Source organism: Sulfitobacter sp. TCYB15, from assembly GCF_040435955.1.
Lineage (GTDB): Bacteria > Pseudomonadota > Alphaproteobacteria > Rhodobacterales > Rhodobacteraceae > Sulfitobacter > Sulfitobacter pontiacus.
Map to the genome: position 1 here is coordinate 35105 of NZ_CP159193.1, position 12653 is coordinate 47757.

At 60.2% G+C, this 12653-nt stretch carries 10 protein-coding genes and 1 tRNA gene; 7 read left to right on the plus strand and 4 right to left on the minus strand.

What is annotated here, in order from left to right; all coding sequences use genetic code 11:
- Window positions 1-174: 174 nt before the first annotated feature.
- Window positions 175-2790 carry an ATP-dependent chaperone ClpB gene (gene clpB, locus ABM428_RS00180; RefSeq protein ID WP_237277795.1) on the minus strand — a complete coding sequence of 872 codons (2616 nt, stop codon included), beginning with the start codon at window positions 2788-2790 and terminating at the stop codon, window positions 175-177.
- A gap of 416 nt (window positions 2791-3206) precedes the next feature.
- Here clpB and ABM428_RS00185 point away from each other — a divergent pair, with 416 nt between their 5' ends.
- The 3 genes from ABM428_RS00185 to ABM428_RS00195 all read left to right on the plus strand — a co-directional run bounded on the left by ABM428_RS00185 (window position 3207) and on the right by ABM428_RS00195 (window position 6008).
- Window positions 3207-3521 carry a hypothetical protein gene (locus ABM428_RS00185; RefSeq protein WP_037942855.1) on the plus strand — a complete coding sequence of 105 codons (315 nt, stop codon included), beginning with the start codon at window positions 3207-3209 and terminating at the stop codon, window positions 3519-3521.
- A gap of 218 nt (window positions 3522-3739) precedes the next feature.
- Window positions 3740-4429 (plus strand): orotidine-5'-phosphate decarboxylase, encoded by a 690-nt coding sequence (gene pyrF / locus ABM428_RS00190; protein WP_304950944.1) that lies wholly within the window; start codon window positions 3740-3742, stop codon window positions 4427-4429.
- A 325-nt stretch (window positions 4430-4754) separates the two neighbouring features.
- Window positions 4755-6008, plus strand: a complete 1254-nt coding sequence (locus ABM428_RS00195) for a DNA polymerase IV (protein ID WP_037965197.1) — start codon at window positions 4755-4757, stop codon at window positions 6006-6008.
- Here the strand turns inward: ABM428_RS00195 and ABM428_RS00200 are convergent, their stop codons facing one another.
- Window positions 6009-6869, minus strand: a complete 861-nt coding sequence (locus ABM428_RS00200; RefSeq protein WP_005850159.1) for an N-formylglutamate amidohydrolase — start codon at window positions 6867-6869, stop codon at window positions 6009-6011.
- 150 nt (window positions 6870-7019) lie between these two features.
- Here ABM428_RS00200 and ABM428_RS00205 point away from each other — a divergent pair.
- The 4 genes from ABM428_RS00205 (at window position 7020) to ABM428_RS00220 (ending at window position 9482) form a co-directional block, all read left to right on the plus strand.
- Window positions 7020-7094: transfer RNA gene (locus ABM428_RS00205), tRNA-Val, on the plus strand.
- A gap of 76 nt (window positions 7095-7170) precedes the next feature.
- Window positions 7171-7296, plus strand: coding sequence for a type B 50S ribosomal protein L36 (ykgO, locus tag ABM428_RS00210; protein WP_005850168.1), 126 nt, complete (start codon window positions 7171-7173; stop codon window positions 7294-7296).
- A gap of 172 nt (window positions 7297-7468) precedes the next feature.
- Window positions 7469-8335, plus strand: a complete 867-nt coding sequence (gene yghU / locus ABM428_RS00215; protein WP_132997902.1) for a glutathione-dependent disulfide-bond oxidoreductase — start codon at window positions 7469-7471, stop codon at window positions 8333-8335.
- 130 nt (window positions 8336-8465) lie between these two features.
- A complete protein-coding gene (locus ABM428_RS00220) occupies window positions 8466-9482 on the plus strand; it encodes a Fe(3+) ABC transporter substrate-binding protein (protein ID WP_132997901.1) in 1017 nt (338 codons plus the stop codon).
- An 84-nt stretch (window positions 9483-9566) separates the two neighbouring features.
- On the opposite strand, the gene ABM428_RS00225 is transcribed toward ABM428_RS00220, so the two are convergent.
- Complete coding sequence (locus tag ABM428_RS00225; protein ID WP_132997900.1) at window positions 9567-11237, minus strand: iron ABC transporter permease; 1671 nt, start codon at window positions 11235-11237, stop codon at window positions 9567-9569.
- A 136-nt stretch (window positions 11238-11373) separates the two neighbouring features.
- Window positions 11374-12600, minus strand: coding sequence for a phenylacetate--CoA ligase family protein (locus ABM428_RS00230; RefSeq protein ID WP_132997899.1), 1227 nt, complete (start codon window positions 12598-12600; stop codon window positions 11374-11376).
- Between the last annotated feature and the right edge of the window lie 53 nt (window positions 12601-12653).

Below are 12653 nucleotides of genomic sequence, written 5' to 3' on the forward strand. Positions count from 1 at the left end.
AACAGGCGCTCCTTACCAATATACATGGGTAGCCTACTGCGGGTTGTCGCGCCCACCAAATGCAATCCGCTACATTTCAGGAGACACACCGGAATGTCAGGGCAACACATGCGAACAGGGCCGAGGTTTCCCCCGGCCCTGCCCGATCACATCACCACACTATATACTATGTACTTAGTGGACGGTCGCTTCGTCCGGTTTGGCGCGGTTGCTGGCGGCCACGCGGTCGCCGATGATCAGCCCTTCGGCACCAGCCTGCACGGGGATAAGATCCCCATCCAGCACGTCACCTGCCAAGATCATCTCGGCCAGCGGGTCCTGCAGTGCACGCTGGATCACCCGCTTCAGCGGCCGCGCCCCGAACACCGGATCATAGCCTTCGTCGGCGAGCCACTTGCGCGCGCCTTCGTCCAGCTCCAACCCGATCTTGCGACCGGCGAGCCGCTTCAGCAGACGATTCACCTGAATGTCGACGATCCCCGCCATGTCGGCACGTGCCAAGCGGTCAAAGATCACCGTTTCATCCAGTCGGTTCAGGAACTCGGGGCGGAAGTGAGCCCGCACCGCATCCATCACATCCCGTTTCGCCTGCGCCATGTCACCCCCTTCGGGCAACTGGCTCAACGCTTGCGCCCCAAGGTTGCTGGTCAGCACGATCAGCGTCTGCTTGAAGTCGACCTTACGGCCCTGACCGTCCGTCAGCACACCATCATCCAAAACCTGCAGCAACACGTTGAACACGTCGGGGTGTGCCTTCTCGACCTCGTCGAACAGCACGACCTGATAGGGTCTGCGCCGCACGGCTTCGGTCAATACGCCACCTTCGTCATAGCCAACATACCCGGGAGGCGCGCCGATCAGACGGGCCACGGCATGTTTCTCCATGAACTCAGACATGTCGATCCGCACCATCGCGTTCTCGTCGTCGAACAGGAATTCGGCGACGGCCTTGGTCAACTCGGTCTTACCGACACCAGTCGGCCCGAGAAACAGGAAGCTGCCCAAGGGACGGGCCTCGTCATTCAGGCCAGCACGCGCACGGCGCACCGCGTTCGACACAGCTTTGACGGCGAGGTTCTGACCAATGACACGATTGTGCAACTGGTCTTCCATGCGCAGCAACTTGTCCCGCTCGCCTTCCAGCATACGACCCGCGGGGATACCCGTCCAACGTTCGACGACGCTGGCGATCTGGTCCGGGCGCACGGCCTCTTCGACCATAACGTCGGCTTCGTTCTCTTCGGCCTCGCCCAGTTTGCGTTCAAGCTGCGGGATCACGCCATAGGAAAGCTCCCCCGCTTTGGCGAGGTTGCCTTCGCGCTTGGCGATCTCAAGCTCGGCGCGGGCACGGTCCAGCTGCTCTTTCAGCTCGCGCGCGCCCTCAAGGCGATCACGTTCGCCCTGCCACTGCGCAGTCATGGCATCGGCCTTTTCCTGCAGATCCCCCAGCTCTTTCTCCAGCTTGTCCAAGCGGTCCTTGCTGGCAGCGTCGTCCTCTTTCTTCAACGCCTCGGCTTCGATCTGAAGCTGCATGATCTGACGGTCCAGCGCATCCAGTTCTTCCGGTTTGCTGTCGACTTCCATCCGCAGACGGCTCGCGGCCTCGTCCACAAGGTCGATTGCCTTGTCGGGCAGGAAACGGTCCGTGATATAGCGATGCGACAGGGTCGCCGCCGCCACAAGGGCAGAGTCGCTGATCCGCACACCGTGGTGCAGCTCGTACTTCTCCTTAATGCCTCGCAGGATCGACACCGTATCCTCGACCGTAGGTTCGCTGACCATCACAGGCTGGAACCGACGGGCAAGTGCTGCGTCTTTTTCGACATACTTACGGTATTCGTCCAAGGTCGTCGCACCAACGCAGTGCAATTCACCCCGCGCCAACGCCGGTTTGATGAGGTTGGCCGCGTCCATCGCGCCATCCGCCTTACCGGCACCAACCAGCGTGTGCATCTCGTCAATGAACAGGATCACCTCGCCCGCGGCTTCGGTGACCTCGGTCAGGACGGCTTTCAACCGTTCTTCGAACTCGCCACGATACTTCGCGCCGGCAATCAGCGCGCCCATGTCCAGCGCCAGCAAGCGTTTGTTGCGCAGGGATTCTGGCACATCGCCATCCACGATCCGCAGGGCGAGCCCCTCGGCAATCGCGGTTTTACCCACGCCGGGCTCACCAATCAGCACCGGGTTGTTCTTGGTACGGCGGCTCAACACCTGCATGGCGCGACGAATTTCCTCGTCCCGACCGATGATCGGGTCGATTTTGCCCTCGCGGGCACGTTCCGTCAGATCAAGGCTGTATTTCTTGAGCGCTTCATACCCGTCCTCCGCACTGGCTGTATCAGCCGTGCGCCCTTTCCGGATATCATTGATAGCGGCGTTCAACCCCTGTGCGGTGACCTTGCCCGCATCCAGCGCGGTTTTCGCACCGGATTTCACCATCGCAAGTGCCATCAGCACGCGTTCGACCGGCACAAAGCTGTCGCCCGCTTTTTTGGCCAGCGTCTCTGCTTCGGCCAGCACCTTTGCGGTGGCATTATCAAGGTATACCTGCGCGGCGTCGCCCGACACCTTGGGCAGCTTGCCCAAAGACAGCGTCAGGGTTTCAGTCACACGTGCGGGATCGCCACCGGCAGCAGCAATCAGATTGCTCGCCAGCCCTTGGTCATCATCCAGCAGTGCTTTCAATAAATGCTCCGGCGTCAGCCGTTGGTGGCTTTCACGCGTCGCGATTGTTTGCGCAGCCTGAATAAAGCCGCGCGACCGTTCTGTGAACTTGCTCAAGTCCATGAGCTTCTCCTTTTCTTAAAGCGACCACAAAGAAGATGCCCGCTTTGCAGCACATCATGGCGTGATCCTCGGGATAGAATTTGGGGACAGAAGGAAGGGATTCAAGAGAGTCGCCTCACAAAAGTGTCAACAAAAAACATACACCTTTTAAGATTATTTTTCAGACTGGTGGGATTTCGCCACATTGCGAACACATTGGAATCCCACAAGAAAAGTGCAGTTTCGCAATTTGCCGCTCATGGCAAGAAATAATTACAAAAATGTTAATTGACTGATTTTAGGCGAAAATTTACATTTATCCACATGACGGATGCGCCCCAGTGGAACCATTTAGTCACACATACGTTGTACTGGCAGATGAACGAAAACAAATCGAGCCGACTTTAAACAGTACAACAAATTCTTGAGGTACGAACATGCAGACGCGCCAGATTCAGATGAACGACGTTATCTACAACGCGGCAGAGCAATGCTTTGAAGCTTTGGTCACCGTCCACGATGGCGATCGGTCCCGCAAATATGCCTGCGCCATCAACGCGCCGATGACGATGTCCTTTGATCAAGCTGCCAAAGGCCTGACCAAACAAGCCGAGCGTCGCCATATAAGCCGCGGCGGCATGTATTCCGAGATCCGCGCCCAGAAGCCCGCACAACGCAGTGGCCGCCCTCGGTTCGATCCAAAAGCCTGGTTGCGCCATGTCGCCAACCTTCCCGGCCTTCGCGCCGCCTGATTCACAGTTTCGGCGGAACTGCCTGCGCGCCCGTCCCGGCGCGTGTCCCGCCCAATCCAGAGACAACTGCCTGCCTGCACGTCTCTGACACTCGCCCGGACAGTGATTGCGCTGCCCGGGCCTTTTTCTTTGCGCGATCCCTGTTTTCATAGACATGTCAGGTCGAACACCGTAAGCCTCCGGCGTTTGCCAAATCTCATCACTTCGGAGCCCGCCCCATGTCAGATGACCGCCTGATCGTTGCCCTTGATGTCCCCCACGCTGTTGCCGGCCTTGAACTGACCCAAAAGCTGGGCGACGCGGTGAGCTTTTATAAAATTGGTCTGGGCATGTTGACGGGCGGCGGCCTGGCGCTTGCGAACGAGCTGATCCAGGAACACGGCAAACGCATTTTTCTGGACATGAAACTGTTCGATATCAGCGCGACCGTCGAGGCAGCGGTGCGCGGGCTTGCGCAGTTCGACCTCGATTTTCTGACCGTGCACGGTGACCCCCATGTTGTCCGTGCCGCGATGGAAGGCGCCGCAGGATCCCGCACCAAGATTTTGGCGGTGACCATCCTGACTTCCCTGGACCGCAACGATCTGGACGCGGCGATGATCCAGTCGGGCGATATCCCCGATCTGGTCCAGACCCGCGCCGGGCGCGCGCTGGAGGCTGGTGCTGACGGCGTCATCGCTTCCCCGCAAGAGGCGCGCCTGATCCGTGCCCTACCCGAGGCCAACGGCAAGCTGATCGTCACCCCTGGCGTGCGACCAAGCGGGGCGGCCCTTGGCGACCAGAAACGCGTGGCAGCACCGGGGCAGGCGATCTTGGACGGGGCGGATCACATCGTCGTTGGTCGCCCGATCTGGCAGGCCGAAGACCCCGCCGCCGCCGCCCGCGCGGTGCTGGCAGAGCTGCCCTGAACGCAGCCGAAATGCGCGAAACCCAACAAATAGCGCATTTTCGCCTATGTGATAAATCGGTAACAAACATGAACTGGCTGCCAGCAACTGGAAGTTCCGTGTATGTTTTATGACATTCATATGGCAACCTTACTTTGGTGATACTCCCCGACGGACTGGTTCTTCCTGAAGTCCGTCACCTCCCCCCGCTTCAGGCGGGGGTCTTTCTTTGCCCACCTCGCATCCACTTTTCTTCCTGTACTCGACGCTGCACGTATGTGCATGGCGAAGTCGCGTGTGATCGGGTAGACTTGCGTTAACCAGCCCTTAACCCTACCTGACCGCCATGCCCGCCCTCTGCCGAGACTGCCTGTCCGAAATCGCGCCTGCGCGCCGGTGCTCTGCCTGCGGCAGCCCGCGCATCTCGTCGCATCCCGAATTATTCGACCTTTCCATCGCCCATATGGATTGCGATGCCTTCTACGCATCCGTGGAGAAACGCGACAATCCGGCGCTGAATGGCAAGCCCGTGATCATCGGGGGCGGACGCCGTGGGGTCGTGTCGACCGCCTGCTATATCGCGCGGATCAAAGGGGTCCGGTCCGCCATGCCGATGTTCCAGGCGCTGAAACTCTGCCCCGAAGCGATCATCATCAAGCCACGCATGGATGCATATGTCGAAGCCTCCCGCGCGATCCGCGCCATGATGGAAGAGCTCACCCCCGCCCTGCAGCCGCTGTCACTGGACGAGGCGTTTCTGGACATGACCGGCACAACCAAGCTGCACGGGGCACCCCCTGCCGTGATGCTTGCACGACTGGTGCGTCGTATGAAGGTCGAACTGGGGCTAACCGGCTCTATCGGACTGTCACACAACAAGTTTCTGGCCAAAGTCGCCTCTGACCTTGATAAGCCGCACGGGTTTTCAGTGATCGGCAAGGAAGAAACACAACAGTTTCTGAACGACAAACCGGTGAGCATGATCTGGGGCGTGGGCGCAGCAACGCTCGGGTCGCTGAACAAGGCCGGCATCCAGACCTTCGCGGACCTTCTGCGATGGGAAAGGACCGACCTGATCGCGCGTTTCGGCAGTATGGGCGACCGCCTATGGCATCTGGCACGCGGCCAAGACAACCGCCGTGTTTCCGCGCATGAACCGATGAAATCCATCAGCAACGAAACCACCTTCAACGAAGACACCTCCGACCCTGACCTGCTGGACGGGCATCTGTGGCGCATGGCGCAAAAGGTGGCGGACCGCGCCAAGGCCAAAGACCTTGCCGGCCGCGTTGTCGTGCTCAAGCTCAAACGGGCCGATTTCTCGCTGATCACGCGTCGGGTGTCGCTGTATGACCCGACGCAACTGGCCGACCGCATCTACCGCACAGCGCGCGGGCTGTTTGACCAGCTTGGTGAACCGGGGCCTTTCCGGCTGCTCGGGTGTGGCATTTCGGACCTGAGCGCGGCTGACGGCGCCGATACCGCGGGCGACCTGCTGGACCCGGATGCCGCCCGCCGGGGTCAGGCAGAGCGGGCAACAGATGCCATCCGCAACCGGTTCGGGGACAAGGCAATCGTCAAGGGGCGTGCGCTGCGCTGATCACTCCGCCGCGAGGGCGAGGCTTTCTGGACGGATCCGCGCAATCTCTGCCACAACGCCGCGAAGCGCTTTTTGGACATCCTCGAAATCACCGTTGGGGCGCACCAGAGATTCGTTCATATACAGCGACCGGTCCAATTCGACCTGTACCGCATGCTGCCCCCGTGCCGGACGACCGTAAGCTTGGGTGATATAGGCCCCCGCAAAGGGCGTATTGCGGGTGACAGTGAACCCTGCCTTGACGAAAGCGGCCTCAATCTGATCCACAACATCGCTGCTGGCTGCCGCGCCGAACCGGTCACCCAAGACCACTTCAGGCCGTTTCAACCCCATACGCGCGACGCCATCCATCGCCTCGTGCGGCATCGAATGGCAATCCACCAAGATCGCCTGCCCGTGATCCGCCCGCGCGTCGTTCAGCAGGCTTTGCAACATATCGTGGTACGGCACCCAATAGGTGGCGATTCGCGCCCGTGCTTCATCCAGTGTTAATTTGCCCTGATAAATCGAGCGCCCGTTCGCCACGACACGCGGAATAACCCCCAATCCGGAGGCAACCCGCGGGTTATGCGCCTGCCGCCGAACCCCTTCGATCAGGGCCGGGTCAAGCTCGTCTCGGGACCGGTTCAGATCAAGGAACGCACGGGGGGCTCCCGCCATCAGAAACGGAGCCCCGAAATGGGGGGCAGAATTAAACAAAAGGTCAACAAACGCGTCCTCTGACGAGCGTATGCTATGCCCGTCCAACACCGTGGACCGCAGGAAGGAAAAGCTGTAATTCCGCCCTGAATGAGGGGATGCAAACACCGCGCAGGAACGGGCTTGATCGGGTCGAACGACTTCGTAGGCGATGTGTGGCATTGTTGCACCTTTCAAGAATGATCATAGCGCATGTTTTTACAAAGCCAAAACCCCTTGATCATGCCTCCGACTCTATTTATAGACCCCGCTACCGGCGCGAATATCTCGCGCCCCGATTTGGTTTGGGGTGCAAATTTCGTGCTACATAGGGGGTGATTAGCTCAGCGGTAGAGCACTTCGTTGACATCGAAGGGGTCACTGGTTCGATCCCAGTATCGCCCACCACCTAATTCATGGTTCAGCATTCGCTGAACTGCCCGCAACCCGGCGCTGGCCCGCGCCACGACACAGGAGAACGACCATGAAGGTTCGCAATTCGCTCCGCTCGCTCAAGAACCGGCACCGTGACTGCCGCGTTGTGCGTCGCAAAGGCCGCGTTTACGTAATCAACAAAACGCAGCGCCGTTTCAAAGCCCGTCAGGGTTAAGCTTCGCGCGCATTTGATGAAAGGCCGCTCCTTCGGGGGCGGCTTTTTTCGTTTGGGCCGCCGTCAACCGCGCCTCCCCCCTGCCCCAGCCAATCTGTGCTGACCTCTTGCGATCCCCCCAATACCGCTTAGGTTCTCTTCAGACTTCATCAGACGAACTGAAAGGGATCTCATGACCGATCTGCCCGACTACACCCCACCCGCCGTATGGGAGTGGGAACCCGGCAATGGCGGTAAATTCGCCAATATCAACCGCCCCATCGCAGGCCCCACCGCAGACAAAGAGCTGCCAGTCGGCAAACATCCCTATCAGCTTTATTCCCTCGCGACGCCCAATGGCGTCAAAGTCACCGTGCTGCTGGAAGAACTACTCGCCGCCGGGCACAAGGGCGCCGAATATGACGCGTGGTTGATCAACATCGGCGAAGGGGATCAATTCGGATCCGGCTTTGTCGACATCAACCCGAACTCCAAAATTCCTGCGATGATGGACCGGTCCGGCGACGCGCCGCAGCGCCTGTTTGAATCCGGGTCGATCATGCTGCATCTGGCAGAGAAATTCGGCGCATTCATCCCCAAAGACCCAAGCAAGCGCACCGAATGTATGTCGTGGCTGTTCTGGCAAATGGGCAGCGCGCCATATCTTGGCGGCGGCTTTGGCCATTTCTACGCCTATGCGCCGGTCAAAATTAAGTACTGCATCGACCGTTTCGCGATGGAGACCAAGCGCCAGCTTGACGTGCTCGATCGTCACCTTGCCGATAACGAATATATGGCGGGCGAATATTCGATCGCGGATATGGCGATCTGGGCATGGTATGGGCAGCTGGTTCTGGGCCGTCTCTATGACGCGGCAGAGTTCCTGAATGTCGACTCCTACGAAAACCTGATGAAATGGGCCAAGAAGATCGACGCGCGCCCTGCCGTTACACGTGGTCGCATGGTCAACCGACCCTTCGGTGAACCCGAAATGCAGCTGCACGAACGACACGATGCCAGCGATTTTGACACAAAGACTCAGGACAAAATCGGCGACTGATCACGCGCGTCTTGCCGCCCCCACGCGGCAAGACGCTTGTCCTATTAATTCACTCAAGTATTCCTTGATATCAGCCCTCAAATCTGTTTCTTACTTTTTTTATAAGTTTTACACAGATGGAGGTCACCTGATGACTCTGACGAAATCCGCTTTCACGGCCGCCTTGATGGCCACAGTTGCGATGCCAGCATTGGCCGAAGGGCAGCTGAACCTCTACTCCTCGCGTCACTACGACACAGACGAGCGTCTGTATTCCGACTTTACCGAGCAGACCGGCATCACCATCAACCGCATCGAAGGCAAAGCAGACGAGCTGCTGGCGCGTATGGAAGCCGAGGGTGCAAACTCCCCCGCGGACGTTCTGATCACCGTCGACACCAGCCGCCTGAGCCGCGCCAAGGAAATGGGCCTCCTGCAATCCGTTGACAGCGACATCCTCGAAGAGCGTATCCCCAGCAACCTGCAAGACGCCGACAACGACTGGTTCGGCTTTTCGCAGCGCGCGCGGATCATCTTTTACAGCAAGGACGCTGTAGACAACCCGCCACAGAACTATCTGGATCTTGCCGATCCTGCCTATGAAGGTCAGGTCTGCATCCGTTCCTCCACCAACTCCTACAACCAGACCCTGCTGGCGGCGTTGGTCACGCACCACGGTGAAGAGAAAGCCACCGAATGGGCACAGGGCGTTGTGAACAACATGGCACGTGCACCACAGGGCGGTGACACCGACCAGCTGCGCGGTCTGGTATCGGGCGAATGCGAAATCTCCGTCTCGAACTCCTACTACTTTGCCCGTGCCATCCGCACCGAAGTAGACGGGCTGAGCGCCGATCTGGATAAAATCGGTCTGGTGTTCCCCGACCAGGAAGGCAACGGCGCGCACATGAACCTGTCGGGTGCCGGTGTTGCAGCCAATGCGCCAAACCGTGACAATGCGGTCAAGTTCCTCGAGTATCTGTCCTCCGACAGCGCGCAGTCCTACTTCTCTGCAGGGAACGACGAATTCCCCGCCGTCGAAGGTGTAGAGCTTGCGGACTCGGTCGAGAAGCTTGGCGAATTCAAAGCAGACGAGGTGAACCTGTCCGAAGTGGCCAAGAACATCCCCACAGCACAGAAAATCTTTAACGCGGTTGGCTGGGAATAATCCCAGCCTGCCACGGCAGAGACATGACATTGAACCGCATCGGCCCTGGGCCGGTGCGGTTTTTTCATGCACAAAGGGAAATGTTTATTTCTGCCGACCGACCTGACGGCAGATCAGGATCACGGGCAGCAATCCCATCGCCACGATCACAAGGCTCGGCACCGCCGCCCCGTCCAGCCGTTCGTCGCTTGCCAGCCGGTAGGCCTGTACTGCCAGCGTGTCGTAGTTGAACGGCCGCATGATCAGCGTTGCAGGCAGCTCTTTCATTACATCGACGAAAACGATCAGCAGCGCGGTCAGCAGGCTTGGCGACAGGATCGGTAGATGCACACGGCGCAGCGTGCCCACAGGGGTTTCCCCCAATGACCGTGCGGCAGAGTCCATATTGGCATGCACCATCGCCTGCCCGCCCTCATACGCCCCTAGAGCCGCCGCAAGGAAGCGCACCATATAGGCGGCGACGAGCAGCCAGATCGACCCGGTGACCAGCAGCCCGGTCGATATGTCGAAGGTGCTGCGCATCCAGGCATCAAGCTGGTTATCAAAGGTCGCAAAGGGCACCATCAGCCCCACGGCAATCACCCCGCCCGGCACCGCATAGCCCAACCGCGCGATATAGCCTGCACCGAACGACAGCTTGCCCGGACGCAACCGCTGGAAGAACCCCACGCAGACTGCAGCGGCCACGGTCAGCACCGCCGCCACCCCCGCCAGCGTGGCAGAGTTGCGTATGAAGCCCAGATAGCGCGGGCTCAGCAGGTCTTGCTCTGACCCGATGCCCATCCAGATCAGCACGATCACCGGCAGGATCGCCCCAAAGATAACGGGAACACCGCAGGCCAGCATCGCGGCGGCGGCCTGCCACCCCTTAAGCTGCGCGGGCGGCATCGCCACGGCACGACGCGCCGGATCGTGGTATTGCGCCTTGCCGCGCTGGATACGCTCCAGCATCGCGAGCAGCAGCGCAAAACTGAGCAAGCACAGTGCAAGCTGGGCCGCACCAGCGCGGTCGAACAGGGAAAACCAGCTGGTGTAGATCCCTGTCGCAAAGGTCTGCACACTGAAATAGGCGACAGTGCCGAAATCGGCGATCGTCTCCATGACGGTCAACAGAACACCTGCGGCAATCGCCGGTCGGGCCAGCGGCAGGCTCACCTTGAAGAAGGCCGCCCAGGCACTGCTACCCAAGGCACGTGCTGCCAGAAACGTCGTGGCGGATTGCTGCAAGAACGCGGCGCGCGCCAAGAGGTAGACGTAGGGATAAAGCACCAGCACCAGCATCAAGGCCGCGCCCCCAAGGGACCGGATTTCCGGGAACCAGTAGTCGCGCGGCCCCCAGCCGGTGACGTCACGCAGCACCGTTTGCACGATTCCGGGGTGGTCAAGGATATGCGTGTAAGCATAGGCCAGCACATAGGCGGGAAAAGCCAGCGGCAACACCAGCGCGATTTCAAGCATGCGGGCACCGGGGAAGCGGGTCATGGTCACCAGCCACGCGGTCCCCACGCCCAAGGCAAAGGTGCCCGTGGCCACCATTGCGACCAGCAGAAGGGTGGTGCCCGCGTACCCCAGCAGCACCGTATCGATCAGGTGGCGCACCGTATCGGTGCCCCCGACCAGCGCGGCCAGCAAAACGGCCACCATCGGTAAGGCACAGGTCGCCGCAATCGCGACCGCAACCCCCGCCAGCAAACGCACGCCATCCCGCGATCTTTTCACGGCGGCGGGGCTTGTATTGATATCCTGTGTCGTCATGCGATCGGTTTCGACTAATTCAGTCGGAAATACCAGCGGGATGACTGAAAATTGTAGCGCGAGGCGCAGGTGCAAAGGCGTGATCCTGCCTTTGCAGCAGAATCTCCGGTGTCAGGATGCGTGCCTTCAGCACGGGTCAGTCATAGCTGCGCTGGTCTTCGATCACCAATCCGTCGTTGGGCAGGCTGCCCGGCGCGGCCAGCACGACCTTGCCCTTCAGCTTGAGAAGCGCGGCGATAGAGGCACCGTAGCTGTCCGCGTCATCACCCGTCGTCTCAAGATGCACAGTCATGACGTCCTGTTCATTCGCACGGCTTGCCACCACGCGGGCCTTCGTGACCTCGGGGTGATGCGCGACAAGCGCCGCGACCTGTTCGGGGCGCACGAACATGCCCTTGATCTTGGTGGTCTGATCCGCACGGCCCATCCAGCCCTTGATGCGCATATTGGTCCGCCCGCAAGGAGACGCCCCCGGCAGTACGGCGCTCAGGTCGCCTGTGGCGAAACGGATCAGCGGATAGTCGGGGTTCAAGGTGGTCACGACGACCTCGCCCACCTCGCCCGGAGCGACGGGGGAGCCGGTGCCGGGGGTCACGATCTCGACGATTACATTCTCATCCACGATCATGCCTTCGGCGGCGGGGCTTTCGTAGGCGATGTTGCCCAGATCCGCCGTTGCATAGCTTTGCAAACAGGTGATCCCCCGCTCTGCATAATAGTCGCGCAAGGACGGGAACAGCGCGCCCCCGCCCACGGCCGCTTTGGTGATGCCAAGGGTCACCCCCATTTCATCCGCTTTTTCGAGAATGATCTTGAGGTAATCCGGCGTGCCGGCATAGGCGGTCGTGCCGATATCGCGCGCGGCGATGACCTGCAGTTCGGTCTGCCCCGTGCCCGCCGGCAGCACCGCAGCCCCCACAGCCCGCGCCCCGGATTCAAAGATCATGCCCGCAGGTGTCAGGTGATAGCCAAAACAGTTCTGGACGATGTCGCCCTCGCCAATCCCCACCGCATGCAGGAACCGCCCCATGCGCCACCAGTCCGGCGCGTCGGACGAGGGTTCATAGATCGGGCCGGGAGACTGGAAGATATGGGTAAACGCATGGGCGGGTTTGGTGGTGAAACCGCCAAAGGGGGCCGACTGCGCCTGCTGTTTCCCGATCTCGGATTTGCGCAGAACCGGCAGCGCGGCCAGCGCCTCGACATTGGTGATCGTCTCTGGCGCGACCCCGTCCAACGATCCGGCATAGCCCGGCAGCGCCTGCGCCCGTGCGATCTGCGCGGGCAAGGACCGGGCGAGATCGGCCGCCCGTGTCTCGGGGCTGCGGGTCTCTAGGCTGTCAAAATAGGACGTCTGTGCCATGTCGCTTACTCGCAATTCATCTGGGTGGTCAGGAAATGGAAAACTCGTGGGCC